The organism is Streptomyces sp. R302, from assembly GCF_012927245.1.
GTDB lineage: Bacteria > Actinomycetota > Actinomycetes > Streptomycetales > Streptomycetaceae > Streptomyces.
In genome coordinates this window covers 208,237-234,118 of the sequence record NZ_JABBGE010000002.1, presented here as the reverse complement: position 1 = coordinate 234,118, position 25,882 = coordinate 208,237, and the positions used below count along the sequence as shown (strand labels likewise).

Genomic DNA, 25,882 nt, shown 5'->3' with positions numbered 1-25,882 from the left:
CGGTCGAAGGTAGCGGGGACCCGGATAAAGAGACAGCAAAGTCGCGGTGCACAATGGACCCGCCCACCCTTGTGCATCCGTTCACAAGATCGCGCTCCTGTTTGAACGAAGGTGACCCCTCCGTGGACCTCAAGACCGCTTCCTCGCTGCACCGCCTCCGGCTCGTCTCCGCGCCCGAGGCCGTGTCGTTCCTGCTCCTGCTGGTCTGCTCGGTGCTCAAGCGGACCACGGACTTCAACGCGGTCCCGGTCATGGGCGCGGTCCACGGCATCCTCTTCGTCCTCTACGTGCTCTTCTGGCTGGACGCCTGGAACCGCACCAAGTGGAGCTTCGGCACCGCCGCCGTCTACTTCCTCCTCTCCGTCGTGCCCTTCGGCGGCTTCTTCGCCGACCGCAGGCTGAGGCGCGAGGCGGAGGCCGCCGTCATCGCCTCCCGCGCCCGCGCGGAGGCCGCCGAGGGCACGGTGAACGCGTGATCGTCGCCTTCTCCGTCACCCCGCTCGGCGTGGGCGAGGAGGTCGGCGAGTACGTCGCCGACGCCGTCCGCGTCGTCCGCGAGTCCGGGCTGCCGAACCGCACCGACGCCATGTTCACGTCCATCGAGGGGGAGTGGGACGAGGTCATGGACGTCGTGAAGCGGGCCGTCGCCGCCGTCGAGGCGCGCGCGCCGCGCGTCTCCGTCGTCCTCAAGGCCGACATCCGGCCCGGTGTCACCGACGGCCTCACCGCCAAGGTCGACACCGTGGAGCGCCACCTCGGCGGCTGAGTCCGCCCCGCCCGAGCCCCTGGCCGCCCGACCAGGGGCTTTGTGCTGCCCACCGGGACCTCGCCAGGACTTTGAGCGGGTGCTCAACATCGGTTAACGTCCTCCTTGAGCGATCGCTCAAGATCGCTCGACACGGGGCAGTGGCCGTGGGACGCCACCGGGCATCCCCGTTCCCGGCCGCCGCCGGCCCGGTGTCTCCGCGGGGGAGCGCCACCGGGCCGGCCGCGCGCCGCGCAGGTGAGGAGGGGGCGGTGTGAGCGGGGAGGAGAAGCCCCGGGGGGCGCGGGACGCCAAGGGGCGGGAGACCCGCGAGAAGCTGCTCGACGGGGCCCTGCGGGCGCTCGTCGAGCACGGGATCGCCGGGGCCTCCGCGCGGACCGTCGCGGCCGCCGCCGGAGTCAACCAGGCGCTCGTCTTCTATCACTTCGGCTCCGTCGACGACCTGCTCGCCGCCGCCTGCCGGCGCGGCGCCGAACAGCGGGTGGCCCGCCACCGCGACCGGCTCCGGGCCGTCACCTGCCTCACCGAACTGCTCGCCTTCGGCCGGGCCATGCACGCCGAGGAACGGGACGCCGGACACGTCGCCGTCCTCGCCCAGCTGCTCGCCGGCGCCCAGACCCACCCCCGGCTCGCCCCGGCCACCGCCGCCGGGCTCGACCTGTGGGCCGAGGAGATCGAGGGCGTGCTGCGGCGGGTCCTCGCCGGCACCCCGCTGGACGGCGTCACCGACCCGGCCGGCCTCGCCCGCGCCGTCGCCGCCTCCTTCATCGGCCTCGAACTCTACGAGGGCGTCGATCCGGACGGCGCGGACGCCGCGCTCGCCGCCCTGGAGCAGCTCGGCGCGCTGCTCGCCGCCGTGGAGGAGCTGAACCCGGTGGCGCGGAAGGCGGTCGCGTACGCGCTGCGTCGATCGGGTGGACGCGGGCGGTAGAACGCCCTCACTCGGAGTACTCCAGTCGACACGCCGGGCGGTGTCCCCTTTTGTGGGGATATCGACCCGATCGACGACAGCTGGAGGCACCGTGCGGCCGGGAGGCTACGACTACGACACCTACAGCCGACTCGCCGGTCCCCTCACGGAACCGGACACGGCGGAGTACCAGGTGCGGTACACGAGTCTGCTCTCGAAGGAGCCGCACCGAATACGAGCCGTCCTCCTCATGGCGCTCGCGCCGCTGCTCTCCGCGGTGCTCCTGGCCTACCTGGTCTGGCCCACCCACTGGACCGTCCGCGAGGGCGACGACACCTGGCGGGTGCCGTACGACACGGTGATGCTCGTGTCGATCGGCCTCATCTGCTTCTTCATGCTGGTGAACGTCGTCTCGATCGCCCACGCCACCATGGTCGCCCGCGACCCCGTCCCGGTGTACCCCGAGAAGGGCACCCGGGTCGCCTTCCTCACCACCTACGTGCCCGGCAAGGAACCCCTCGCCATGGTGCGGGCCACCCTGGAGGCCGCCGTCCGCATCCGGCACGACGGCACCCTGCACGTGTGGCTCCTCGACGAGGGCGACGACGACGCGGCCAAGGCCCTCTGCGCCGAACTCGGCGTCCGCCACTTCACCCGGGCCGGCGTGCCCGAGTGGAACCGGAAGAAGGGTGTGCACAAGGCGAAGACCAAGCACGGCAACTACAACGCCTGGCTCGCCATGCACGGCGACGCCTACGACTGCTTCGCCTCGGTCGACACCGACCACGTCCCGCTCCCCGACTTCCTGGAGCGGATGCTCGGCTACTTCCGCGACCCCGACGTCGCCTTCGTCGTCGGCCCCCAGGTCTACGGCAACTACACCGGCGCCGTCACCAAGGCCGCCGAGTCCCAGCAGTTCCTCTTCCACGCGCTCATCCAGCGCGCCGGGAACCGCTACCGCGCCCCCATGTTCGTCGGCACCAACAACGTCGTCCGGATCTCCGCCGTCAAGCAGGCCGGCGGCCTGTACGACTCCATCACCGAGGACATGGCCACCGGCTTCGAGCTGCACCGCCGCAAGAACCCGGCCACCGGCCGCCGCTGGCGCTCCGTCTACACCCCCGACGTCCTCGCCGTCGGCGAGGGCCCGGCCTCCTGGACCGACTTCTTCACCCAGCAGCTCCGCTGGTCCCGGGGGACGTACGAGACGATCCTCAAGCAGTACTGGAAGGCGCCGTTCAGCATGCCGCCCGGCCGCCTCCTCAACTACACGCTCATGCTCGTCTACTACCCCATGACGGCCGTCAACTGGCTGCTCGGCATCCTCAGCTGCGTCCTCTACCTGTGGCTCGGCGCCTCCGGCACCCAGGTCTCCTCCCAGGTCTGGCTCATGATCTACAGCGACGCCGTCGCCCTCCAGATCGGCCTCTACCTCTGGAACCGCCGCCACAACGTCTCCCCGCACGAACCCGAGGGCTCCGGCGGCCTCGCCGGCATGGTGATGTCCGCGCTCTCCGCGCCCATCTACCTCAAGTCCCTCGGCTCCGCGCTCCTGCGCACCCGCGGCCGCTTCGTCGTCACCCCCAAGGGCGGCTCCGCGAGCCCCGACCGCGTCCTCACCTTCCGCATCCACCTCTACTGGGCGGTCGTCCTCGTCGCCTCCCTGGCGGCCTCGGTCCACTACGACCACACCCACGCGGCGATGCGCACCTGGGCGGTCCTCGCCCTCGTCATCACGCTCGCCCCGGTGACCGTCTGGGCCTGGACGCTGCTGCGCGACCGGCGCGCCCGCACGGTCCGCGAACGGGCCCGCGCCCGGACCCGCGACCGCCGCCTCGCCATCGCCCGCACGGGCATCGAGCTGCGCACCGTACCGCCGCTGCCGCAGTTCCCGCCCCTGCCGCAGTTCCCGCCCCTGCCCCCGCACCCGCCCGCGACCACCGCGCCCACGACGACCGGAGGGAACTGAGCCATGGCCTACCGGCCGTCCAAGAAGTTCAAGAAGACCCTGCTCGGCAGCGGCGCCGTCCTCGTCCTCGCGGCGCTCAACGCCCCCGCGGCCGTCTCCTTCGCCTCGGAGAAGTACCACGCCTACAAGATCGCCCAGCCCGGCTACAAGAAGAAGTACGGCTCCTGGGGCGGCGTCTCCGTCCCCGACGGGGCGCGGATCAACGCCATCCACGCCGCCCTCCTGCACACCGGCAAGGTGCTCCTGATCGCCGGCTCCGGCAACGACCAGGAGAACTTCGACGCCGGGACCTTCGACACCGTCCTGTGGGACCCGGTGAAGAACACCTTCAAGAAGATCCCCACCCCCGAGGACTTCTTCTGCGCCGGCCACAGCCAACTGCCCGACGGGCGGCTCCTGGTGGCCGGCGGCACCGCCCGCTACGAGGTCCTCGACGGCGGGGTGAAGAAGGCCGGCGGCGGCATGCGGGTGAAGAACGAGAGCCCCGACAAGGCCGTCACCCTCAAGAAGGGCACCCGCTTCCGCTCCCCGTCCGGCGTCGAGTACGTCTCCACCACCGACGTCACCGTCCCCAAGGCGAAGCGCGAGTTCGAGATCTCGTACTTCAAGAGCGGCCAGATGAAGCCGTGGAAGACCAAGGTGACCGCGGCCGAGGCCCGGGTCTTCGTCGAGGCCGTCGAGGAGGGCCCGCAGGGCCTCACCACCGAGGCCGCGCAGTACGAGGTCGTCGGCCTCAAGGGCGAGCAGGCCGACAACGTCTACGGCCTCGCCCAGAAGCTCACCACCGAGAAGCAGGACTTCCAGGGCATCAAGGCCGCCTACGAGTTCGACCCCAAGGCGGAGAAGTACATTCCGGTCGCCCCGATGAAGGACGCCCGCTGGTACCCCACCCTGGTCGGCCTCCAGGACGGCAAGGTCCTCGCCGTCTCCGGGCTCAACGACGTCGGCGACGTCGTCCCCGGCGACAACGAGATCTACGACCCGAAGACCAAGAAGTGGACCAAGGGCCCCTTCCGCTACTTCCCCACCTACCCCTCGCTCTTCCTCACCAAGGGCGGCAAGCTCCTCTACACCGGCTCCAACGCCGGCTACGGCCCCGCCGAGAAGGGCCGGGCACCCGGCCTGTGGGACCTGAAGACCAACAAGTTCACCCCCCTGACCGGCCTCACCGACCCCGACCAGCTGGAGACCTCCGCCTCCCTCATCCTGCCCCCCGCACAGGCGCAGAAGGTGATGGTCCTCGGCGGCGGTGGGGTCGGCGAGTCCGCCAAGTCCACCGCCCGCACCTCCATCGTCGACCTGAATGCCGAGAGCCCGGCCTTCCAGGACGGCCCGGCCCTCCCGCAGGGCACCCGCTACCTCAGCAGCGTCCTGCTCCCCGACGACACCGTCTTCACCACCGGCGGCTCCCGCGACTACCGGGGCCGCAGCGGCAGCGACATCCTGAAGGCGCAGTTCTACGACCCCGCCACCAACGCCTTCGCGGCGGCGGCCGACCCCACCGTCGGCCGCAACTACCACTCGGAGGCGCTGCTGCTGCCCGACGGACGGGTCGCCACCTTCGGCTCCGACCCGCTCTTCGACGACAAGGACAACACCAAGCTCGGCACCTTCGAGCAGCGCATCGAGGTCTTCACCCCGCCCTACCTCCACAAGGCCGGCGCCGACCGGCCGGTGCTCGGCGAGGGCCCCCGGGAGCTCGACCGCAACGGCCGCGCCACCTTCAAGACCAAGGACGCCGGCCGGATCGCCAAGGCCCGCCTGATGCGGCCCAGCGCCGTCACCCACACCACGGACGTCGAACAGCGCTCGGTGGCCCTGGAGCTGACCAGGGGCAAGGACGGGCTCACGGTCACCGTGGACGCCCCCGAGGACCGCACCCTCGTCCCGCCCGGCTGGTACATGCTCTTCGTCACCGACGAGGAGGGCATCCCCTCCGAGGCCAAGTGGATCCAGGTGAAGGGAGGCTGACGAGGCTTCAGGAGTACTGACAAGGCGTCAGGAGTCGGCGCGGCGGGCCAGGCCGAGGGCGTACTCGGGCCACCAGGTCCCCGCGGACGGGCCGCCCCGGCACTGCCCGTCCGAATCCCCCGGACGCTTGATCCACAGGTACGCGTCCACCAGCGCGTCCCCGGTCCGGTCCGTCGGCGGCACGCCGAGCGACCGGCCCGGGGGATTGCACCAGGCCTCCGCCCGGTCCCCCGGGAGGGGGCCGGCGCCGTTCCGGCTCGTGTCGACCGTGAAGTGCATCCCGCCGAGCAGCCCCGACAGGGTCGCCCCGAAGTCCCGCACCACCGAGGTCTCCTGGAAGTTCGACACGTTCAGCGAGAAGCCGTCCGCGCGGGCGATCCCGGCCCGCCGCAGCGGCTCCACCAGCTTCCCCGGGTCGTCGATCCACGCCGGGTTCCCCGCGTCCAGGTAGACCCGGGTGCCCGGCTGCCGCTTCAGGCGCTCGATCGCCTCCGAGAGCAGCGCCGACCGCTCCTCGTGGTACTGCCCCGGCGTACAGCCGTCCACCATGTGCGGCACCGCGTCCGGCTCCAGGACCACCACCGCGGAGGCGTCCCCGATCGCCGAGGCGAAGGCGTCCACCCAGTCCCGGTACGCCTGCCCGTCCCGCGCCCCGCCGGCGGAGTACATCCCGCAGTCGCGGTGCGGGATGTTGTACGCCACGAAGACCGCCGTCCGGTCCTCGGCCGTCGCCCCGCGCACCGCCCGCCGGATCTCCGGCGCCGGGTCGTCCCCGGCCGGCCAGTCCGCGACCGGCTGCTCCGAGATCCGCTTCAGCACCCGGGCGTCGTCGGTGCGGCCCTGCGCCTCGTACTGCCGGACCTGCTTGGCCGCGTCGCTCTCCGGGTCCACCCAGAACGGCGAACCGCCGGTCGGCGCCGGCGCCTCGCCCTTCGTCGCGGCCGGGGGGCCGACGGGGGAGCGGGCGGGCTCGTCGGAGGAGCAGCCGCCGGTGGTCAGCAGCAGGGCGGCGGCGAGGGCGACGGCGGTGACGGTGGTGGTGCGGCGGGACATCCGGCCCCCAGGGTCGGCAACGTGGGGAGTACGGGCGCGAGGTCCGTCAGGGGATCACCGGACGAACGGGGCTCATCGTGACATAACGGTCACCCGGCGTCCGGCTGCGACACCGCGATCCCCAGCGGCGTCCGCTCGTACAGCACCTGGTGGCCGTAACGCCGCGAGGTCAGCAGCCCCGCGTCCCGCAACACCGCCAGGTGCGCCGACACCGACGACGGCGCCCTGCCCAGCCGGTGCGCGAGCGCCGTCGTCCCGGCCGGCTCGTCCAGCGCGCACAGCACGTCCGCCCGCACCGGCCCCAGCAGCCGCGCCAGCGCCTCCGGCGTCCGCTCCCGCGACTCCGCCCACAGCCCGCCGATGCCGCGCACCGGATACACCACCGTCGGCTGCCACGGCTCGTCGAAACCGCTGATCACCTCCGGCCAGATGAACACCGACGGCATCAGCACCAGACCCTGCCCGCCCAGGGCCCGCACGTGCTCCCCGCGATAGCCGGCCACCTCCAGGACCCCCGCCTCCGCGTCCCACGAGAAGGACGGGTGCAGCTCCCCGAGCAGCCGCTCCAGACCACCCTCCGCGAGCCTCCGCGAGTGGTACGCCACATCCGCTTCGAGCAGCGCCCGCAGCCGGGGCCACTCGGGCGCGACCAGCGCCTCCCACGCGGCCGCGAGCAGATCGGCGAGCCGCGCCACGGCCGCCGCGGGATCGGCGAGCATCCGCCGCCCCTCCGCGCTCTCCGCCGCCCCCGGCGTACAGGCCAGCGCCCGCGCGAGATCCGGCCCGACCAGCGCCGGATCGATCGCCCGCACGGCGGCCAGCTCCTCCTCGAAGGACGCGGCGGGCCCCAGCGGCGGCGGATAGAGAAAGTCCGGCGAATGCCCCCGCAACGGCATGAGCAGCTGCAGCGGCGCGAGGTCCAGCTCCCGCGCCGCCCCGGCGATCCGCCGCAGCCAGGGCAGGTGGTACCCCTGCTGCCGGGGCCGCGCGAGCACCCGCACGGCCGACTGCGTCTCCCAGAGCGGCGACACGGCGAACCGGATCCGCAGCGGATCGGACTCCCCGAAGAGCAGGTGGTACGGCACGGCACCCCCTCCGGCGTACGGGACATTCGGCTACAGCCGAAAGTCTAGGCCGCTCGCCTCAGCCGACCCAGGCTGCACACATGCCCCCAACCGGCCCGCCGGCCCACCACTCCGCCCCTGACCCCACCCTCGACACCGCCCCGGCCGACCCCGCACCCACGCCCACGCCCGCCGTCCCGGGCTACGCGCCCGCGTCCGCCGCCCCCGGCTACCTCGCCGTCTTCCGGGTGCGGGAGTTCCGGTGGGTGTTCGGGGCGCATCTGCTCTCGCTGCTCGGGCTCGTCGTCAGCGAGATCGCGCTCACCGTCCTCGTCTACGACCTCACCCGGTCCCCGCTCCTCTCCTCCCTCACCTTCGCCCTCGGCTTCCTCCCCTACCTCCTCGGCGGCACCCTCCTCGCGGGGATCGCCGACCGGCATCCGCCGCGCCGGGTGCTCGTCGTCTGCGACCTGCTCTGCGCCGGGGCCGTCGCGCTCATGGTGCTGCCCGCCACCCCCGTCGCCGGGCTGCTCGTGCTGCGCTGCGCCGTCGCCGCCGTCGCGCCCGTCTTCCAGGGCACCCGCATGGCGACGCTCGCCGACATCCTGGGCGACGGCGACCTCTTCGTCCTCGGCCGCTCGCTCCTGCGGATCGTCTCCCAGTCCGCCCTCCTCGCCGGCTTCGGCGTCGGCGGCGTCCTGCTCACCGTCGTCCCCGCCCGCGCGGCCATCGCGCTCACCGCCGCGACCTTCCTCCTCTCCGCCCTGCTGCTGCGCCTCGGCACCGCCCGCCGCCCGGCCCGCGCCGCCGAGAAGCGCGAGGGGCTCGGCGCCACCTGGTCGCTGCTGCGCGACCGCCGGATCCGCCGGCTGATGCTGCTCTTCTGGGTGCCGCCGCTCTTCGTCGTCGTCCCCGAGGCGCTCGCCGCCCCCTACGCCGACGGGCTCGGCGTCTCCACCGCCGCCCTCGGCCTCCTCATGTGCGCCATGCCGGTCGGCACCATCGCCGGCGAACTCCTCGCCGGCGCCCTCCTGGGCCCCGCCACCCGCGTCCGGCTCGTCGCCCCGCTCCTCCTCGCCGGCTTCCTCCCCTTCCTCGTGTACGCGCTCCGCCCCGGCCCCGCGCTCGCCGCGCTCGCGCTCGTGGCGGCCGGTGCCGCGGGGGCGTACACCCTCGGCCTCGACGCCCGTTTCGTCGCGGCCGTCCCCGAGGAGCGGCGGGGGAGGGCGATGACCCTCATGACGGCGGGCATGATGACCGTCCAGGGCGTCGGCATGGCCGGCGCGGGCCTGGTCGCCGAGTTCGTCCCCGTCCATCTGGTGGTCGCCGGCGCGGGCCTGCTCGCCGTCGTGACCGTCGGTGTCCTGCTCGCGACCGAAGAGCGAGACGGGGCTGACCGTCATGTGACCAGTCGGTAAGGTCGATGCGTGCCGAAGCCGCTGAGTCTCCCGTTCGACCCCATCGCCCGCGCCGACGAGCTCTGGCAGAAGCGCTGGGGCCCGGTCCCCTCCATGGCCGCGATCACCTCGATCATGCGCGCCCACCAGATCCTCCTGGGCGAGGTGGACGCCGTGGTCAAGCCGTACGGGCTGACCTTCGCCCGCTACGAGGCGCTGGTGCTGCTCACCTTCTCCAAGGAGGGCGAGCTGACCATGTCGAAGATCGGCGAGCGGCTCATGGTCCACCCCACGTCCGTGACGAACACGGTGGACCGCCTGGTGAAGTCGGGCCTCGTCGCCAAGCGCCCCAACCCCAACGACGGGCGCGGCACCCTCGCCTCGATCACCGAGAAGGGCCGCGAGGTGGTCGAGGCGGCCACCCGCGACCTGATGGAGATGGAGTTCGGCCTGGGCGCGTACGACGCCGAGGAGTGCGCCGAGATCTTCGCGATGCTCCGCCCGCTGCGGGTCGCGGCGGGCGACTTCGACGAGGCCTGAACCCCGCTTCGGCGAGGTCCGGCCACCCGGTTCGGCGAGGTCCGGCCACCCGGTTCGGCGAGGTCCGGCCCTCGCTTCGACGAGCCCGACCCCCGCGAAGATCGCCCCGGAACGGGCGGTTACGCTCGACGGCATGAAATCCAGCGTGCTGACCCGCTACCGCGTCATGGCGTACGTGACCGCCGTCATGCTGCTCGTGCTGTGCACCTGCATGATCTTCAAGTACGGCTTCGACACGGGCGAGGACCTGACCTTCGCGGTCTCCCAGGCCCACGGCGTCCTCTACATCATCTACCTGGTCTTCGCCTTCGACCTGGGCTCCAAGGCCCGCTGGCCGTTCGGCAAGATCGTGTGGGTGCTGCTCTCCGGGACGATCCCCTTCGCCGCGTTCTTCGTCGAGCGCAAGGTCGTCGCCGAGGTGAAGCCGCTGGTCAGCGGCGCGCAGCCGGTTCCGGCCAAGGCCTGAGACTCACCCCCGTACAACTGTGCGGGGGTTTCTCATCGACATTTACTAGGACGTCCTAGTAAATTCGAAGGCATGGACGCTGACGCCATCGAGGAAGGCCGCCGTCGCTGGCAGGCCCGTTACGACAAGGCCCGCAAGCGCGACGCGGACTTCACCACGCTCTCCGGGGACCCGGTCGAGCCGGTCTACGGGCCCCGGCCCGGGGACACGTACGAGGGGTTCGAGCGCATCGGCTGGCCCGGCGAGTACCCCTTCACCCGGGGACTCCACCCCACCGGCTACCGGGGCCGCACCTGGACCATCCGCCAGTTCGCCGGCTTCGGCAACGCCGAGCAGACCAACGAGCGGTACAAGATGATCCTCGCCGCCGGCGGCGGCGGGCTCTCGGTCGCCTTCGACATGCCCACCCTCATGGGCCGCGACTCCGACGACCCCCGCTCGCTGGGCGAGGTCGGCCACTGCGGCGTCGCCATCGACTCCGCCGCCGACATGGAGGTCCTCTTCAAGGACATCCCGCTCGGCGACGTGACCACGTCGATGACGATCTCCGGCCCGGCCGTCCCGGTCTTCTGCATGTACCTGGTCGCCGCCGAGCGCCAGGGCGTCGACCCGGCCGTGCTCAACGGCACGCTCCAGACCGACATCTTCAAGGAGTACATCGCGCAGAAGGAGTGGCTCTTCCCGCCCGAGCCGCACCTGCGCCTCATCGGCGACCTGATGGAGCACTGCGCGCAGGGCATCCCCGCGTACAAGCCGCTCTCGGTCTCCGGTTACCACATCCGCGAGGCCGGGGCGACGGCCGCGCAGGAGCTGGCGTACACCCTCGCCGACGGCTTCGGCTACGTGGAGCTCGGCCTCTCCCGCGGCCTCGACGTCGACGTCTTCGCGCCCGGCCTCTCCTTCTTCTTCGACGCCCACCTCGACTTCTTCGAGGAGATCGCCAAGTTCCGCGCCGCCCGCCGGATCTGGGCCCGCTGGATGAAGGAGGTCTACGGCGCCAAGACCGACAAGGCGCAGTGGCTCCGCTTCCACACCCAGACCGCCGGCGTCTCCCTCACCGCGCAGCAGCCGTACAACAACGTCGTACGGACCGCGGTCGAGGCCCTCTCCGCCGTCCTCGGCGGCACCAACTCCCTCCACACCAACGCCCTCGACGAGACCCTCGCCCTCCCCAGCGAGCAGGCCGCCGAGATCGCGCTCCGCACCCAGCAGGTGCTGATGGAGGAGACCGGCGTCGCCAACGTCGCGGACCCGCTGGGCGGTTCCTGGTACGTCGAGCAGCTCACCGACCGCATCGAGGCCGACGCCGAGAAGATCTTCGACCAGATCAAGGAGCGCGGCCTGCGCGCCCATCCGGACGGGCAGCACCCGATCGGCCCGATCACCTCCGGCATCCTGCGCGGCATCGAGGACGGCTGGTTCACCGGCGAGATCGCCGAGTCCGCCTTCCGCTACCAGCAGTCCCTGGAGAAGGGCGAGAAGCGCGTCGTCGGCGTCAACGTCCACCACGGCTCGGTCACCGGCGACCTGGAGATCCTGCGCGTCAGCCACGAGGTCGAGTGGGAGCAGGTCCGGGTCCTCGGCGAGCGGAAGGGCCGGCGCGACGAGGCGAAGGTCCGCGCCTCCCTCGACGCCATGCTCGCGGCGGCCCGGGACGGCGCCAACATGATCCCGCCGATGCTCGACGCGGTCCGCGCCGAGGCCACCCTCGGCGAGATCTGCGACGTCCTCCGCGAGGAGTGGGGCGTGTACGTGGAGCCCGCCGGCTTCTGAGCCGTCACACCGACGGACAGCGCGAAGGGCCGGTACGGGGACTCCGTACCGGCCCTTCGCACTGCTTCTGTTCCGCTGCTTCCGCGCGCTACTTCGCCGCCGTGCCCAGCACCTTCGTGGGGGTGATCCGGATGACCACCCGGACCTTCTCCGGCGGCAGCTCCCGGTACTCCTGACCGGCGCCCTCGCCCTCGTACGACTCCGCCAGCGCGACCGCCAGCTCCCGGCCCGCGTCCTCGGCGACCGCGGCCGTGCCGCGTATCTCCGCGTAGAGCAGCGGGTCGCGACGGTCGTGGACGGTCAGGGAGACGCGGGCGTCCGCCCGGACGTTCTTGACCTTGCGGCGGCCGTCCTGGCTGGAGATCAGCAGGTCGTCGCCGTCCCGGCCCACCCAGACCACCGAGGTCTGCGGGGAGCCGTCGGGCTGGACGGTGGCCAGGACGGCGGGGTTCACGTCGTCGAGCAGGGCGCGGACCCGGTCCGGCAGGTGTGTCGTCATCCGGGCACGCTAACCCAGCACCGCGACCGCGCCCAGTCCGCCCATCAGCAGCGCGGAGAGGCGGGCCACCCAGGCCGGGTCGACCGGCTCGGCGCTCACCAGGGCGCGGTGCACCACGGCGCCGGCGACCACGTCGAAGACGAGGTCGTCGATGGCGTCCACGGTCACCGGGTCGGGGTCCGCGGGCAGTTCGCCGCGCTCCTGCGCCCGCCGCCGCCCGTCCAGGACCAGCCGCTTCTGGCGGTCCACGATCGAGGCGCGGATCCGCTCGCGCAGCGGGACGTCCCGGGTGGACTCGGCGACCACCGCCATCAGCGCGGTCTGGGTCTCGGGGCGTTCCAGGAGCGCCGCGAACTGGAGGACGACGTGGGCGATGTCGGCCTGGAGGGAACCCAGGTCGGGCAGTTCGAGTTCATCGAAGAGGACGGCGACGGCGTCGACGACGAGTTCGTTCTTGTTGGGCCAGCGGCGGTACAGGGTGGTCTTGGCCACCCCGGCGCGGGTGGCGACGTCGCCCATCGTGAGCTTGGACCAGCCCAGCTCCACCAGGGCCGCGCGGGTCGCCTCCAGGATGGCCACGTCGGCCTCGGTGGAGCGGGGGCGGCCGGTACGGGTGCTGCGGGGGGTGGTGCGGCTACACATGAACGACGACCATACCCGCCGGTAGGTTCGGCGCCAGAGGCCCGTGATGTGAGGCAGTTCACGGCGTACGGCTCCCCTCCGCCCAGGCCTCGGCCATTACGCTACGACCCGTAGCGAAAGGCATTGAGCGGCCTGAGCGACAACCATGCAGGACGCCGGGTGGGGACCCGGCGAGCGGAGGGCGCCCTCGGCGGAGGGCGCTGTTCAGCCACGGCTTACCGGTTCCGCGCGCGGAAGGGGGAGGATGTACTCATGCAGCCCCGAAACATGTCCATGAGCGGCGTCGTCGACCTCGCCGCGGTGAAGGCGGCCGGAGAGGCCAAGGCGAAGGCGGAGCAGGCGCGCGCCGAGGCGGCGCGCCACGGCGGACCCGCGGCGGTGCCGCCTTCCGCCCTCGTGATCGACGTCGACGAGGCGGGCTTCGAGCGCGATGTGCTCCAGCGTTCCGCCGAGGTCCCGGTCGTCCTCGACTTCTGGGCCGAGTGGTGCGAGCCCTGCAAGCAGCTGGGCCCGCTCCTGGAGCGGCTGGCCGTGGAGTATGGCGGCCGTTTCCTCCTCGCGAAGATCGACGTCGACGCCAATCAGATGCTGATGCAGCAGTTCGGCATCCAGGGAATTCCGGCCGTTTTCGCGGTCGTCGCCGGCCAGGCGCTGCCCCTCTTCCAGGGCGCGGTGCCGGAGGGCCAGATCCGCGAGACCCTCGACCAGCTGATCCAGGTCGGCGAGGAGCGGTTCGGTCTGACCGGCCTGACCGTGGACGCCGGCGCCGAGGGCGCCGAGCCCGCCGACCGGCAGCCCGCCGGCCCGTACGACGCCCTCCTGGAGGCGGCCGCGTCCGCGCTGGACGCGGGTGACCTGGCCGGCGCGGTGCAGGCGTACAAGAACGTCCTCGCCGACGACCCGGAGCACCCCGAGGCCAAGCTGGGCCTCGCCCAGGCGGAGCTGCTCGGCCGGGTGCAGGGCATGGACCCGCAGACGGTCAGGAAGAACGCGGCGGACAACCCGGCGGACGTCGCCGCGCAGATCGCCGCCGCCGATCTGGACCTGGTGGGCGGTCACGTCCAGGACGCCTTCGGGCGGCTCGTGGAGACCGTGCGCCGCACCTTCGGCGACGACCGGGACGCGGCGCGGCTGCGGCTCCTGGAACTGTTCGAGGTCATCGGCCCGGAGGACCCGCGGGTGATCGCGGGCCGCCAGGCGCTGGCGCGAGTGCTGTTCTGACGTCCGAATTCCCGTACTGCTTCCCGCCCCGCGACTAAGCGCCTGCTCAGAGCGGGAAAGGCTGCCGAATCGTCCGACGATTTGGCGACAGAGTGACAAGCAGCGGCCGCGCTTTACCAAATCTTGATAAACGCGGCCGCTGTTACTTGCAGTAAATCGAACCTGTGGTTCTGTCCGGGTTCGCCTTCCGATAAGCGGATATTCCGCACCACGCACCCCCACCCTGCGTACCCGGGTGGCGGCATCGCGCCATGGCGTGGTCACGCATCCGTTACTAGCGAGTAATGAACCCCTTGTGCGGGCGCCAGGAATGGACCACGATCGGCCACGCTCGGTCCGAACCGCACGCCCCGGCAACCGCCAGGACGCACGGCGAGGGTCCCCACCGGGCGGACCGGACGCCCCAGGCGGCCGGTCATCGGACAGGGGGGTTCCTGCTCCCACCGGGCAGGACCTGTCCACCGGGCCGTGCGCACGCGCGGCACATGGTTGTCGCTCGGGGGTGATCGCCGGTGATTCGGACGCGCGTCGCGCCTCCTGACGCTTCGGCGCTCTCCTTCCCGAGGACGTAGCTCTTCTCCCATCCCAGGCCGGGCCCCGGGCCCTCCTGGAGATGTACGTCCGAGAAGGAGGATTCTCATGAAGTCCCAGGTTCGTGGCGGGACCAGATGGAAGCGTTTCGCCGTCGTCATGGTCCCGAGCCTGGCGGCCACGGCCGCGATCGGTGTCGGCCTGGCCCAGGGCGCGCTCGCCGCGTCCTTCGCGATCTCCGGCCAGGAGTTCAAGGTCAAGACGGACCGTCTCGTCGGTACCGAGTTCGTGCAGTACGGCAGTGTCGCCTCCGGCAAGACGCTGGAGGGTGACCCGCACGCCGCCGCCGTCGCGGTCTCCGGCTTCGACACGGCCTACATCACCAACATGTGCCAGTCGGTCGTGACGCCGAAGGTTCCGTTCCTCGGCGACATCACGCTCCGCCTGACCGCGGGTGACAGCGACAAGGCCAAGAGCGGCGACAAGAGCGAGCAGGTCTACGCCAAGGACCTCTACCTCGACGTCTCCGACCTGAAGGCCGACGCCGAGTTCGAGCGGATCGACATCGGCGTCGCGGCCGGCTCGCTGCCGAAGCACAAGGATGGCCAGGGCATCCAGCCCGGCGTCGACCCGCGCACGGTCAACGAGAACGGGTTCGCCCAGCGGGCGGACGTCGCCACGCTGACCAATGTCGAGCAGAAGGCGTGGGCGACCACCGCCGCGACGTTCAAGCTCCCTGACCTGAAGCTGTCCCTGCACCGGGGCACCGACAAGGAGTGCTTCCAGGGCTGATTCAGCCCTTGGGGTGCGGGCCGTTCCGGCGGCCCGCACCCGCGCCGGGGTCCGTCCCCGGTCTCTCCACTTCTCTCAGCAATACCGCTTCCAGGGAGCTGTTTCCATGAGCGCCGAGACCCTTGCCTCCCGCGAAGTCCCCAAGAAGGAGAACCGGTTCAAGGCCTGGCGGCAGACCCGGCCCTTCTGGGCGGGACTGTTCACCATCATCGGTGGTGTGCCGATCGGCTATCTCCCCTACGGGGACATGAGGCTCGGCAACGTCACCCTCACCATGGCGACCACGGCCGGTGCGGGCGCGCTGATCATCGGCGTCCTGCTCATCACCCTCGGCCTGACGATGTGGTTCCAGCCTCTCGTCCGGGTCTTCGCGGGTGTCGCGGCGATCGTCTTGGCGCTGGTGTCCATCCCGGTGTCGAACTTCGGCGGACTGGTCGTCGGATTCCTCTTCGCCCTCATAGGCGGCGCCTTGTCGGCGTCCTGGGCGCCCGCGCCCGAGCCTGAGGAGACCGAGGACACGGCGGAGGCGGAGTACGACGGTGGGCCGGCGCACGAGGACGAGACCGAGACCGTCATGACGGCCGGCGTCCCGGACCAGCGCGAGGCGACCGAGACCAGCATCGACGCCAAGGGCGGGAGGAACAGTGCGGGGTGACGACACCCAGCCGACTGTCGCGAGGAGCGGGCCGCGCCACGCGGCCCCTCGCAAGACGCTGCTGAACAGGATCCAGGGCCCCGCGGGCAAGGCGATGGCGCTCGCCGCCATGCCGACCGCGGTGCTCATGGGCATGGGCCTCGCGCCCAGTCCCGCGCTCGCCGACGAGAAGGACGTCCCCTTCGCGCCGGGCCCCTGTGTGACCCGCTCCGACGAGCCGGTGGCGGAGGAGACGACGGCCACGCCCACGGCGAAGGCCACCGAGACCGCGAAGCCGGAACCGACCGCGACGGCCACGGCCACGGCCACCAAGCCGGCCGAACCGACCGGCGAGCCGACGGCGACCCCGTCCGCGACCGCCACGCCCACCGCGACGGCGAGCCCGTCCACCACGACGGCCGTCGAGGCTGCCCAGGGCGGCGCGCAGGCGGCAGCCGCGGAAGCGGCGCCCACCGCCACGCCCACGCCCACGAAGTCCGTCAACCCGCTCGACCCGCTGGGCGTCGGCGACGCCCTGAAGGACTTCTTCGGCGGCCTCGCCCCGCAGCAGGAGCCCACGGCGACCGCGACCCCGACGCCCACCCCGTCGGCGACGACGGCCGCCCCGCAGCAGAAGGCGACCGCGGCGGACGAGACGCAGGCCCCGGCCGCGAAGTCCGACACCACGGACACAAAGGCAGCCGACACGAAGGCCGCCGACACAAAGGCAGCCGAAACGAAGGCAGCCGAGACCAAGGCCGCCATCAAGGAGGCCGCGGAGAAGGCCGGTGTGGAGGTCCAGGAACTGCCGAAGAGCGCGCAGGGCCTGGAGGCCAAGCCGGACACGGACATACCCGACGGCGCCAAGCCCCGCTTCCCGTGCCCCGAGCGCGACGACGCGGCGCTCGCCGCCGCCGAGCTGGAGCCCGGCGTCCCGCTGCTGCCGGACGAGCCGTGGCGCCTGGAGTCCTCGCTGCTCACGCTCAGCGGCCTGAAGTACCACGGCATCGTCGAGGTGAAGACGTACGGCGGCAAGGTCAAGAAGGTCCTGAAGTTCACGGCGACCTACGTCGGGATCAAGGACCTGCACCAGATCACGGAGCACTCCGAGGGCCGTGAGGGTCACGTCCGCTCCAAGCGCGGCTCGACCTCCACGATCACCAACGGCACGGTGACGATGTACACGGAGGAGCTGAAGGGCAACCTCCTCGGCATCATCCCGATCACCTTCGGCCCCGAGTCCCCGCCGCCGGTGGACCTCCCGGCGGTCTTCTTCACCAACGTCAAGCTCAAGCAGGCCGGCCAGTTCGGCGGAACCCTCAAGGTCGAGGACCTCCGCAACACCATCGAGCCGATCTGACCCCCGTACCCCTCCGGGAGCCGCACAGAACGACGGCCTCTCCTTCCCACCCGGGAGGAGAGGCCGTCGTCATGTCATGGTGTCAGCCGAGCGCTTCGGCAGCGGTGCGCCGGATCCGCTTCGTCCGCCCGGATTCCGCCAGCGCGCGCAGCACCGCCGGGTCGGACACCTCGGCGGTGATCCGCAGCTGAAGCCAGTCGCTCCAGCCCTCCACCAGCCCGGGACCGAGCTCTGGGACGCGGGTCCCGGCCCGGAGATCCTCCAGGATCCCCAGCTCGTCCGTCCGGCGTGCGCAGAACGCCCGCACCGCGGGCGCCAGTGCGTCGACCCAGGCCCCGCGCTCGGCGCGTGGCACCCGCTCGAGCACCTCACCGACGACGGCCGACGCGAGCGCGCCGTCCGCCTCCGCAGTGACCGCCGTTAGCAGCGCCGGCCGCGCCGCGTCGGACGCCAGGGCGGCCCGGTACAGCTCCCACCGTGCGTGTCCGTCCGCCGTCCCGGACACACGCTGCCCGGTCAGCGTCTCCAGCCGCCGTACGGCGGCCCGGAGCTCGGGGGACACCTCAGCATCCGCCATTGGCCTTGAACCTTTCCATGGCGACTCGGATGTTGGACGAAATGAGATCCTCTGGGTGCCTGGTCAAGGCACTTCTCCCCCCGCCTCCCCCCCGGAGGCCGGGGCATCATCGCACCGGCACATTCGCAGACGGAAGATCTTTTTTCGGCTTCAGGACGGCCGGGTGTTCCGCATGCGGTCATCCGGAAACGGCGGTGGGCCGCACTCCGGAAAGGAGTGCGGCCCACCGGCCGTTCTGTCCGTTGGCGGGGAGGCGTCAGGCGCTCTCGCCGCCACCAAGGTGGTGGACGCGGACCATGTTGGTGGTGCCGGGGACGCCGGGCGGGGAGCCGGCGGTGATGACCATGGTGTCGCCGGCGTTGTAGCGCTGGAGCTTGAGGAGTTCGGCGTCGACGAGGTCGACCATGGCGTCGGTGTTGTCGACGAAGGGGACGAGGAAGGACTCGACGCCCCAGCTCAGGGTGAGCTGGTTGCGGGTGCCCTCGTCGGTGGTGAAGGCGAGGATCGGCTGCTGGGTGCGGTAGCGCGAGAGGCGGCGGGCGGTGTCGCCGGACTGGGTGAAGGCGATGAGGGCCTTGCCGTCGAGGAAGTCGGCGATCTCGCAGGCCGCGCGGGCGACGGAGCCGCCCTGGGTGCGGGGCTTCTTGCCGGGGACCAGGGGCTGGAGGCCCTTGGCGAGGAGCTCCTCCTCGGCCGCGGCGACGATCTTCGACATCGTCTTGACGGTCTCGATCGGGTAGGCGCCCACGCTCGACTCGGCGGAGAGCATGACCGCGTCCGCGCCGTCCAGGATCGCGTTGGCGACGTCGCTCGCCTCGGCGCGGGTCGGACGGGAGTTGGTGATCATCGACTCCATCATCTGGGTGGCGACGATGACCGGCTTGGCGTTGCGGCGGCACATCTCGACGAGGCGCTTCTGCACCATCGGGACGCGTTCGAGCGGGTACTCGACGGCGAGGTCGCCGCGGGCGACCATGACGGCGTCGAAGGCGGCGACGACCTCGGCCATGTTCTCGACGGCCTGCGGCTTCTCGACCTTGGCGATGACGGGGACCCGGCGGCCCTCCTCGTCCATCACCTTGTGGACGTCCTTGACGTCGGCGGCGTCGCGGACGAAGGAGAGGGCGACCATGTCGCAGCCCATCCGGAGGGCGAAGCGGAGGTCCTCGACGTCCTTCTCGGAGAGGGCCGGGACGTTGACCGCCGCGCCGGGCAGGTTGATGCCCTTGTGGTCGGAGATCACGCCGCCCTCGATGACGACGGTCTTGACCCGGGGGCCCTCGACCTCGACGACCCGCAGTTCGACGTTGCCGTCGTTGATGAGGACCTGGTCGCCCTTGGAGACGTCGCCCGGGAGGCCCTTGTAGGTGGTGCCGCAGATGGACTTGTCGCCGGGGACGTCCTCCGTGGTGATGGTGAACTCGTCCCCGCGGACCAGCTCGACCGGGCCCTCGGCGAAGGTCTCCAGACGGATCTTGGGGCCCTGGAGGTCGGCCAGCACACCGATGGCGCGGCCGGTGTCGGCGGCGGCCTTGCGGAGACGGTCGTACCGCTCCTGGTGCTCTGCCTGGGTTCCGTGGCTCATGTTGAAACGGGCCACGTTCATACCGGCCTCGATGAGAGCCTTCAGCTGCTCGTACGAGTCGACGGCGGGGCCCAGCGTGCAGACGATTTTGGAACGGCGCATGAGGCGGATCCTATCGGTTTGTTTCACTGCGGAATATTCCGGCTGGTGGAAAGTACAAATGGGCGGGGGCCCGCTCAGGCGTTTGCCTTTCGAGTAACTTTTCAGGCCATGTTCTCGCCCGTCTCCGAGCCCGTCTCCGAGCCCGTCTCCGGGCCCGCGTCCGAGCCCGTCAGCGCGAAGGTCTGGCGGGCGATCTCCAGCTCCTCGTCGGTGGGTACGACGGCCACCGCGACCCGGGCGTACTCGGGCGAGATGATGCGCGGTTCGCCGGACCGTACGGCGTTGAGCTCGGCGTCCACCGCGAGGCCCAGCTCCTCCAGGCCGGCGATGGCCGCCTCCCGTACGGGCGCCGCGTTCTCGCCCACGCCGGCGGTGAAGGCGACCGCGTCGACGCGCCCGAGGACCGCGTAGTACGCGCCGATGTACTTCTTCAGGCGGTGGACGTAGATGTCGAAGGCGAGCGCGGCCCGCTCGTCGCCCGCGTCGATCCGGCGCCGGATCTCGCGCATGTCGTTGTCGCCGCAGAGACCGACCAGACCGGACTTCTTGTTGAGGAGGGCGTCGATCTCGTCGGCGTCCATGCCCGCCACCCGCTTGAGGTGGAAGGTGACCGCCGGGTCGATGTCGCCGGAGCGGGTGCCCATGACCAGGCCTTCCAGCGGGGTCAGGCCCATGGAGGTGTCCACGCAGCGGCCGCCGCGGACCGCCGAGGCGGAGGCGCCGTTGCCGAGGTGGAGCACGATCACGTTCACCTCCTCGGGCTCCTTGCCGAGCAGCTTCGCCGTCGCCCGGGAGACGTACGCGTGCGAGGTGCCGTGGAAGCCGTAGCGGCGGATCCGGTACGCGTCGGCGGTCTCCACGTCGATCGCGTACCGCGCCGCCGACTCCGGCATCGTGGTGTGGAAGGCGGTGTCGAAGACGGCGACCTGCGGCAGGTCGGGGCGCATCGCCATGGCGGTGCGGATGCCGAGCAGGTTTGCCGGGTTGTGCAGCGGCGCCACCGGCACGAGCCGTTCGATCTCGGCGATCACCTCCTCGTCGATGATGGTCGGCTCGGTGAAACGCAGCCCGCCGTGCACCACCCGGTGGCCGATCGCGGCCAGTTCGGGGGAGTCCAGGCCGAGCCCGTCCGCCGCCAGCTCCTCGGCGACCGCCTTCAGCGCCGCCGCGTGGTCGGGGATCGGGCCGGTCCGCTCGCGCGGCGCGCTGCCGCCGCCCTGGAGCGGGGTGTGGGCGAGCCGGGAGGTCTCCTCGCCGATCTGCTCGACGAGCCCCTGCGCGAGCCGGCTGCCGTCGCTCATGTCGAGGAGCTGGTACTTCACCGACGAGGAGCCGGAGTTGAGGACGAGGACGCGGGTGGGGGTGCCGGTCATGCGGGGAGCTCCTGAGCCGGGGTCGGGACCTGGGACTGGATCGCGGTGATGGCGACCGTGTTGACGATGTCGCTGACGAGGGCGCCGCGCGAGAGGTCGTTGACCGGCTTGCGCAGGCCCTGGAGGACCGGTCCGACGGCGATGGCGCCGGCCGAGCGCTGGACCGCCTTGTAGGTGTTGTTGCCGGTGTTGAGGTCCGGGAAGATCAGCACGGTCGCCTGCCCCGCCACCTCCGATCCCGGCAGCTTGGTGGCGGCCACGGAGGGCTCCACGGCGGCGTCGTACTGGATCGGGCCCTCGATCCGCAGCTCCGGGTGGGCCTCGCGGACCAGCTTGGTCGCCTCGCGCACCTTGTCGACGTCGGCGCCGGAGCCGGAGGTGCCGGTGGAGTACGAGAGCATCGCGATCCGCGGCTCGACGCCGAAGCGGGCCGCGGTGGCCGCCGACTGGACGGCGATGTCCGCGAGCTGCTCCGCGTTCGGGTCCGGGTTGACCGCGCAGTCGCCGTACACGAGCACCTTGTCGGCGAGGCACATGAAGAAGACCGAGGAGACGATCGACGCCTCCGGCTTGGCCCTCCCGTCGCCCGCCACCGCCCTGCCTGACGCGCTTCGCGCGGCTGTTTCCGTCTTGATGATCTCGAAGGCGGGGCGGATGGTCGCGGCGGTGGAGTGGACCGCGCCGGAGACCATGCCGTCGGCGAGGCCCTCCTGGACCATCAGGGTGCCGAAGTAGTTCACGTCCGAGACGACGTCGTACGCGAGCTCCACGGTGACGCCCTTGTGGGCGCGCAGCGCCGCGTACTGCTCGGCGAAGGCGTCGCGCAGCTCCGAGGTCTGCGGGTCGATCAGCTGGGTGTCGCGCAGGTCGACGCTGAGGTCGGCGGCCTTCTTGCGGATGGCCTCGACGTCGCCGAGGAGGGTGAGGTCGCAGACGTCCCGGCGCAGCAGCACGTCGGCGGCGCGCAGCACCCGCTCCTCGGTGCCCTCGGGGAGGACCACCCGGCGCCGGTCGGCGCGGGCCTGCTCCAGGAGCTCGTGCTCGAACATCATCGGGGTGACCCGGCCGCTGGGCGCCACCGAGATCCGCTTGAGCAGGTCGGCGGTGTCCACGTGCCGCTCGAAGAGGCCGAGCGCGGTCTCCGCCTTGCGGGGGGTGGCGGCGTTGAGCTTGCCCTCCAGGGCGAAGAGCTCCGCGGCGGTGGGGAAGCTGTTGCCGGCGACGGAGATGACCGGGGTGCCGGGCGCGAGCCGGGCGGCGAGGGTGAGGACCGCGTCGCTGGGCCGCTCGTCCAGGGTGAGCAGGACGCCCGCGATCGGGGGCGTACCGGCGGAGTGGGCGGCGAGCGCGCCGACGACGAGGTCGGCGCGGTCGCCGGGGGTGACGACGAGGCAGCCGGGGGTCAGCGCGGCGATGAAGTTCGGCAGCATCGCGCCGCCGAAGACGAAGTCCAGGGCGTCGCGGGCGAGGCCGGCGTCGTCGCCGAGGACGACGGTGGCGCCGAGCGCGTGGGTGATCTGGGCGACGGTGGGGGCGGCGAGGGCCGGCTCGTCCGGGAGGACGTAGCAGGGCACGGGCAGCCGGGCGGTCAGCCGCTCGGCGATGGTCTCGCGGTCCTCGGCCGCGACCCGGTTGACGACCATCGCGAGGACGTCGCAGCCGAGGCCGTCGTAGGCGCGGAAGGCGTTGCGGGCCTCGGCGCGGACGGACTCGGAGGGCTGGCCCTTGCCGCCGACGACGGGGATGACGGATGCGCCGAACTCGTTCGCCAGGCGGGCGTTGAGCGCCAGCTCGTCGGGGAGCTGGGTGGCGGCGAAGTCGGTGCCGAGGACGAGGACGACCTCGTAGTCGCGGGCGACCGCGTGGAAGCGGTCCACCAGCCGGGAGACGAGCTCGTCGGTGCCCTGCTCGGCCTGGAGGTCGGAGGCCTCGTGGTAGTCCATGCCGTAGACCGTGGACGGGTCCTGGGTGAGGCGGTAGCGGGCGCGCAGCAGCTCGAAGAGGCGGTCGGGGCCGTCGTGCACCAGGGGACGGAACACCCCCACCCGGTCCACCTGTCGGGTGAGGAGCTCCATGACTCCCAGCTCGACGACCTGGCGGCCGTCCCCGCGGTCGATCCCGGTCACGTACACACTGCGCGTCACGCCGCGGTCTCCTGTCCCGTTCCTGCGGAAGGGGCCCGTCCCGTGGAGGGGCCGTCCTGCGCGAGGGCCCGGCCCGTCCTCGGGGCCCGGCCCTCGACCTTCGTCAACCCCCGGCCCCGGAAAGGCACCGATAGGGTGGCATTGCCCCCTTGACAATACCCCTGCACCTGGGTAGGTCGCCCGCCGTACGAAGGCCCCGTCCCAGGGGACGAAAGACCCCCGGACGGACCCTCCGCCGCCGCGCGCGGAGCGGCGGCGGAGGGCCCGGGCGGATCCGCCGTGTGAGAATCGGAAACGGCTCAAGGAAGCGGGTCGACGGCCCAGGAATCGGGCCGGCGGCTCGGAAGCGGGCCGACGGCTCGAGAACCGGGTCAACGGCTCACACGGAACCTCGATCGAGCAGGAGACACAGCACGATGCGCATCGGAGTCCTCACCGCAGGCGGCGACTGCCCCGGCCTGAACGCAGTGATCCGGTCGGTCGTGCACCGGGCCGTCACCCACTACGGCGACGAGGTCATCGGCTTCGAGGACGGCTACGCCGGACTCCTCGACGGCCGCTACCGCCCGCTCGACCTCAACGCCGTCAGCGGCATCCTCGCCCGCGGCGGCACCATCCTCGGCTCCTCCCGCCTGGAGCGCGACCGCTTCGCCGCCGCCTGCGACAACGCCAAGGCGCTCGTCGAGAAGAGCGGCTTCGACGCGCTCGTCCCGATCGGCGGCGAGGGCACGCTGACCGCCGCCCGGATGCTCTCCGACGCGGGCGTGCCCGTCGTCGGCGTCCCCAAGACCATCGACAACGACATCTCCTCCACCGACCGCACCTTCGGCTTCGACACCGCCGTCGGCGTCGCCACCGAGGCGATGGACCGGCTGAAGACCACCGCCGAGTCGCACCAGCGGGTCATGGTCGTCGAGGTGATGGGCCGGCACGCCGGCTGGATCGCGCTGGAGTCCGGCATGGCCGGCGGCGCCCACGGCATCTGTCTGCCCGAGCGCCCCTTCGACCCGGCCGACCTGGTCAAGATGGTCGAGGAGCGGTTCGCCCGCGGCAAGAAGTTCGCCGTCATCTGCGTCGCCGAGGGCGCGCACCCGGCCGAGGGCACGATGGACTACGGCAAGGGCGAGATCGACCAGTTCGGCCACGAGCGCTTCCAGGGCATCGGCACGGCCCTCGCGTACGAGCTGGAGCGGCGCCTCGGCAAGGAGGCCCGGCCGGTCATTCTCGGCCACGTCCAGCGCGGCGGCACGCCCACCGCGTACGACCGCGTCCTCGCCACCCGCTTCGGCTGGCACGCGGTGGAGGCCGTGCACCGAGGCGACTTCGGCAACATGACGGCGCTGCGCGGCACCGACGTGAAGATGGTGCCGCTCGCCGAGGCCATCACCCGGCTCAAGACGGTCCCCGCGGACCGCATCCGCGAGGCCGAGTCGGTCTTCTGACCCCCTTACGCACCCCGTACGCACCCCAGGACGGAGGCCCCGCCGAGCGGGACCTCCGTCCTGTGTTTCCGGGGGTACTAGTGCCCCACCGCCGCCCAGAAGTGCTCGTTGACCGTCTCCAGGTACGCGCGGCCCTCGTCGCCCGTCGCGCCCGAGGCGCCCCAGCTGGACGTCGCGGCCATGTGGGCGTGGTACTCCGCGTGCAGCCGCGCGAGGGCCGGCTCCACGACCCGCTTGGGCAGCGGCAGCATCCGTACCGCCGGCTTCACGTACGCCTGCCAGCGGGTCGTCGCCGCGTCCCGCAGCAGCTCCGCGAGCCGCTCGTCGCCGCCGGTCGCGGTGATCAGGGCGCGCGGGCCGAGCCCCAGGACCTCGGCGAGCGCGGCGGTCTGCCGCTCGGTGCCCTTCCAGGTCCCCGCGTCCTCCATCCGGGCGTACGCGTGCGCGGCGACGCCGACCCGCCGGGCCAGCTCCTCCACGGCGAGCCCGCGCGCCACCCGGTGCTCGCGCAGCGTGGAGGCGACGGCGATCAGATCGGCCGGCGAGCACCACAGGACGCCCGCGAGCGCGGTCAGCTCCTGTTCGCTCGGCACGAGGGTGCCGCGCTCCCAGGCGGCGACGGCGTCGGGGGTGACGGGGAGCCCGTACTGCGCCCGCAGGCCGTACGCGACATGGGCGGGCGCCATGCCGAGCCCCTGCCGCAGGCGGCGCGCGGCCGGGGCGTCGAAGGGGGGAGAGGGATGGTGCACCCGACCACGTTAGCCACACATGGCCGAAAATGGCTACGGTGCGTTCATCTGAGGCCACGGCCTGTAGGAACGTCGGAACCGGCCGGTAATCGCCGCTGAGCGGTGAGTGACGTCCGGTGAGCGACCGCGGGCCGTCCTCGGACCCCACGGGGAAGGGGTACGAGCTCCGCCCCGTGAGGCCCGGGAGGGCCGCCCGTCCCGCTGGCGGACGCCCCGGGCTCGGGACCCCCGGCCGTCCGGGGCGCGGAGGTCCGGGTCCCTCGGGTGTCCCGGTGGCACCGTCGGGAGTGCCGGCGGCCCGGTGGCCCCGGCGTCCGAGGGC

The 25,882-nt window shown here is 72.0% G+C and carries 23 protein-coding genes; 14 read left to right on the top strand and 9 right to left on the bottom strand.

Going from position 1 to position 25,882, the window contains the following annotated elements; translation table 11 throughout:
- The first annotated feature begins 122 nt into the window (after window positions 1-122).
- The 5 genes from HHL19_RS06960 to HHL19_RS06940 all read left to right on the top strand — a co-directional run bounded on the left by HHL19_RS06960 (window position 123) and on the right by HHL19_RS06940 (window position 5,616).
- A complete protein-coding gene (locus tag HHL19_RS06960) occupies window positions 123-476 on the top strand; it encodes a DUF3817 domain-containing protein (RefSeq protein ID WP_169086712.1) in 354 nt (117 codons plus the stop codon).
- Window positions 473-766 carry an MTH1187 family thiamine-binding protein gene (locus tag HHL19_RS06955; protein ID WP_169086710.1) on the top strand — a complete coding sequence of 98 codons (294 nt, stop codon included), beginning with the start codon at window positions 473-475 and terminating at the stop codon, window positions 764-766. The genes HHL19_RS06960 and HHL19_RS06955 overlap by 4 nt, the downstream gene beginning before the upstream one ends.
- 253 nt (window positions 767-1,019) lie before the next feature.
- Window positions 1,020-1,697 (top strand): TetR/AcrR family transcriptional regulator, encoded by a 678-nt coding sequence (locus HHL19_RS06950; RefSeq protein ID WP_169086708.1) that lies wholly within the window; start codon window positions 1,020-1,022, stop codon window positions 1,695-1,697.
- A gap of 91 nt (window positions 1,698-1,788) precedes the next feature.
- A complete protein-coding gene (locus tag HHL19_RS06945; protein ID WP_346768476.1) occupies window positions 1,789-3,645 on the top strand; it encodes a cellulose synthase catalytic subunit in 1,857 nt (618 codons plus the stop codon).
- A 3-nt stretch (window positions 3,646-3,648) separates the two neighbouring features.
- Window positions 3,649-5,616: a kelch motif-containing protein gene (locus HHL19_RS06940; protein WP_169086704.1), complete on the top strand. Its 1,968-nt coding sequence runs from the start codon at window positions 3,649-3,651 to the stop codon at window positions 5,614-5,616.
- A gap of 27 nt (window positions 5,617-5,643) precedes the next feature.
- Here HHL19_RS06940 and HHL19_RS06935 read toward each other — a convergent pair whose 3' ends face one another.
- Both HHL19_RS06935 and HHL19_RS06930 read right to left on the bottom strand, forming a co-directional pair.
- Window positions 5,644-6,669 (bottom strand): glycoside hydrolase family 6 protein, encoded by a 1,026-nt coding sequence (locus tag HHL19_RS06935; RefSeq protein ID WP_169086702.1) that lies wholly within the window; start codon window positions 6,667-6,669, stop codon window positions 5,644-5,646.
- A gap of 89 nt (window positions 6,670-6,758) precedes the next feature.
- Window positions 6,759-7,754: a DUF5937 family protein gene (locus HHL19_RS06930; protein ID WP_169086700.1), complete on the bottom strand. Its 996-nt coding sequence runs from the start codon at window positions 7,752-7,754 to the stop codon at window positions 6,759-6,761.
- Between the two features lie 80 nt (window positions 7,755-7,834).
- Between HHL19_RS06930 and HHL19_RS06925 the strand changes: the two genes are divergently transcribed.
- The 4 genes from HHL19_RS06925 (at window position 7,835) to HHL19_RS06910 (ending at window position 11,909) form a co-directional block, all read left to right on the top strand.
- Complete coding sequence (locus HHL19_RS06925; protein ID WP_169086698.1) at window positions 7,835-9,151, top strand: MFS transporter; 1,317 nt, start codon at window positions 7,835-7,837, stop codon at window positions 9,149-9,151.
- A gap of 9 nt (window positions 9,152-9,160) precedes the next feature.
- Window positions 9,161-9,670, top strand: a complete 510-nt coding sequence (locus HHL19_RS06920) for a MarR family transcriptional regulator (protein ID WP_169086696.1) — start codon at window positions 9,161-9,163, stop codon at window positions 9,668-9,670.
- Window positions 9,671-9,803: 133 nt separating this feature from the next.
- The gene (locus tag HHL19_RS06915; RefSeq protein ID WP_169086694.1) at window positions 9,804-10,136 is read left to right on the top strand and encodes a DUF3817 domain-containing protein; all 333 of its coding nucleotides are present in this window, start codon (window positions 9,804-9,806) and stop codon (window positions 10,134-10,136) included.
- 72 nt (window positions 10,137-10,208) lie between these two features.
- Window positions 10,209-11,909, top strand: coding sequence for a methylmalonyl-CoA mutase family protein (locus HHL19_RS06910; RefSeq protein WP_169086692.1), 1,701 nt, complete (start codon window positions 10,209-10,211; stop codon window positions 11,907-11,909).
- Between the two features lie 88 nt (window positions 11,910-11,997).
- Here HHL19_RS06910 and HHL19_RS06905 read toward each other — a convergent pair whose 3' ends face one another.
- Window positions 11,998-12,408, bottom strand: coding sequence for a PPOX class F420-dependent oxidoreductase (locus tag HHL19_RS06905; protein ID WP_169086690.1), 411 nt, complete (start codon window positions 12,406-12,408; stop codon window positions 11,998-12,000).
- 9 nt (window positions 12,409-12,417) lie between these two features.
- Complete coding sequence (locus HHL19_RS06900; protein WP_169086688.1) at window positions 12,418-13,050, bottom strand: TetR/AcrR family transcriptional regulator; 633 nt, start codon at window positions 13,048-13,050, stop codon at window positions 12,418-12,420.
- A gap of 252 nt (window positions 13,051-13,302) precedes the next feature.
- Between HHL19_RS06900 and HHL19_RS06895 the strand changes: the two genes are divergently transcribed.
- The 4 genes from HHL19_RS06895 to HHL19_RS06880 all read left to right on the top strand — a co-directional run bounded on the left by HHL19_RS06895 (window position 13,303) and on the right by HHL19_RS06880 (window position 17,588).
- Window positions 13,303-14,271, top strand: coding sequence for a tetratricopeptide repeat protein (locus HHL19_RS06895; RefSeq protein ID WP_169086686.1), 969 nt, complete (start codon window positions 13,303-13,305; stop codon window positions 14,269-14,271).
- 639 nt (window positions 14,272-14,910) lie between these two features.
- Entirely contained in the window at window positions 14,911-15,594 is a 684-nt protein-coding gene (locus HHL19_RS06890) for a DUF6230 family protein (RefSeq protein ID WP_169086684.1), read from the top strand.
- Window positions 15,595-15,700: 106 nt separating this feature from the next.
- Complete coding sequence (locus HHL19_RS06885) at window positions 15,701-16,249, top strand: DUF6114 domain-containing protein (RefSeq protein WP_169086682.1); 549 nt, start codon at window positions 15,701-15,703, stop codon at window positions 16,247-16,249.
- Entirely contained in the window at window positions 16,239-17,588 is a 1,350-nt protein-coding gene (locus HHL19_RS06880; protein ID WP_169086680.1) for a hypothetical protein, read from the top strand. The genes HHL19_RS06885 and HHL19_RS06880 overlap by 11 nt, the downstream gene beginning before the upstream one ends.
- An 82-nt stretch (window positions 17,589-17,670) precedes the next feature.
- On the opposite strand, the gene HHL19_RS06875 is transcribed toward HHL19_RS06880, so the two are convergent.
- From HHL19_RS06875 to pta, 4 genes are all read right to left on the bottom strand, one after another.
- On the bottom strand, window positions 17,671-18,165 hold the full coding sequence (locus HHL19_RS06875) for a hypothetical protein (RefSeq protein WP_169086678.1): 495 nt from the start codon (window positions 18,163-18,165) through the stop codon (window positions 17,671-17,673).
- A 256-nt stretch (window positions 18,166-18,421) separates the two neighbouring features.
- Window positions 18,422-19,852 carry a pyruvate kinase gene (gene pyk, locus HHL19_RS06870; RefSeq protein ID WP_169086676.1) on the bottom strand — a complete coding sequence of 477 codons (1,431 nt, stop codon included), beginning with the start codon at window positions 19,850-19,852 and terminating at the stop codon, window positions 18,422-18,424.
- A 101-nt stretch (window positions 19,853-19,953) separates the two neighbouring features.
- A complete protein-coding gene (locus HHL19_RS06865; protein ID WP_169086674.1) occupies window positions 19,954-21,225 on the bottom strand; it encodes an acetate kinase in 1,272 nt (423 codons plus the stop codon).
- A complete protein-coding gene (gene pta / locus HHL19_RS06860) occupies window positions 21,222-23,369 on the bottom strand; it encodes a phosphate acetyltransferase (protein ID WP_169086673.1) in 2,148 nt (715 codons plus the stop codon). Before pta ends, HHL19_RS06865 begins: the two co-directional genes overlap by 4 nt.
- Window positions 23,370-23,785: 416 nt before the next feature.
- On the opposite strand from pta, the gene HHL19_RS06855 reads away from it, so the two are divergent.
- Window positions 23,786-24,811, top strand: a complete 1,026-nt coding sequence (locus tag HHL19_RS06855; protein ID WP_169086671.1) for a 6-phosphofructokinase — start codon at window positions 23,786-23,788, stop codon at window positions 24,809-24,811.
- 77 nt (window positions 24,812-24,888) lie between these two features.
- Here the strand turns inward: HHL19_RS06855 and HHL19_RS06850 are convergent, their stop codons facing one another.
- Window positions 24,889-25,497 (bottom strand): helix-turn-helix transcriptional regulator, encoded by a 609-nt coding sequence (locus tag HHL19_RS06850; RefSeq protein ID WP_169087555.1) that lies wholly within the window; start codon window positions 25,495-25,497, stop codon window positions 24,889-24,891.
- Between the last annotated feature and the right edge of the window lie 385 nt (window positions 25,498-25,882).

What these genes read in the sequence shown, in the direction of transcription:
- HHL19_RS06885 (WP_169086682.1), top strand. Translation starts at nt 15,701, where the DNA reads ATGAGCGCCGAGACCCTTGCCTCCCGCGAAGTCCCCAAGAAGGAGAAC.
- HHL19_RS06905 (WP_169086690.1), bottom strand. Translation starts at nt 12,408, where the DNA reads ATGACGACACACCTGCCGGACCGGGTCCGCGCCCTGCTCGACGACGTG.
- HHL19_RS06935 (WP_169086702.1), bottom strand. Translation starts at nt 6,669, where the DNA reads ATGTCCCGCCGCACCACCACCGTCACCGCCGTCGCCCTCGCCGCCGCC.
- HHL19_RS06900 (WP_169086688.1), bottom strand. Translation starts at nt 13,050, where the DNA reads ATGTGTAGCCGCACCACCCCCCGCAGCACCCGTACCGGCCGCCCCCGC.
- HHL19_RS06940 (WP_169086704.1), top strand. Translation starts at nt 3,649, where the DNA reads ATGGCCTACCGGCCGTCCAAGAAGTTCAAGAAGACCCTGCTCGGCAGC.
- HHL19_RS06925 (WP_169086698.1), top strand. Translation starts at nt 7,835, where the DNA reads ATGCCCCCAACCGGCCCGCCGGCCCACCACTCCGCCCCTGACCCCACC.
- HHL19_RS06855 (WP_169086671.1), top strand. Translation starts at nt 23,786, where the DNA reads ATGCGCATCGGAGTCCTCACCGCAGGCGGCGACTGCCCCGGCCTGAAC.
- pyk (WP_169086676.1), bottom strand. Translation starts at nt 19,852, where the DNA reads ATGCGCCGTTCCAAAATCGTCTGCACGCTGGGCCCCGCCGTCGACTCG.
- HHL19_RS06915 (WP_169086694.1), top strand. Translation starts at nt 9,804, where the DNA reads ATGAAATCCAGCGTGCTGACCCGCTACCGCGTCATGGCGTACGTGACC.
- HHL19_RS06910 (WP_169086692.1), top strand. Translation starts at nt 10,209, where the DNA reads ATGGACGCTGACGCCATCGAGGAAGGCCGCCGTCGCTGGCAGGCCCGT.
- HHL19_RS06865 (WP_169086674.1), bottom strand. Translation starts at nt 21,225, where the DNA reads ATGACCGGCACCCCCACCCGCGTCCTCGTCCTCAACTCCGGCTCCTCG.
- HHL19_RS06895 (WP_169086686.1), top strand. Translation starts at nt 13,303, where the DNA reads ATGCAGCCCCGAAACATGTCCATGAGCGGCGTCGTCGACCTCGCCGCG.
- HHL19_RS06890 (WP_169086684.1), top strand. Translation starts at nt 14,911, where the DNA reads ATGAAGTCCCAGGTTCGTGGCGGGACCAGATGGAAGCGTTTCGCCGTC.
- HHL19_RS06850 (WP_169087555.1), bottom strand. Translation starts at nt 25,497, where the DNA reads ATGGCGCCCGCCCATGTCGCGTACGGCCTGCGGGCGCAGTACGGGCTC.
- HHL19_RS06875 (WP_169086678.1), bottom strand. Translation starts at nt 18,165, where the DNA reads ATGGCGGATGCTGAGGTGTCCCCCGAGCTCCGGGCCGCCGTACGGCGG.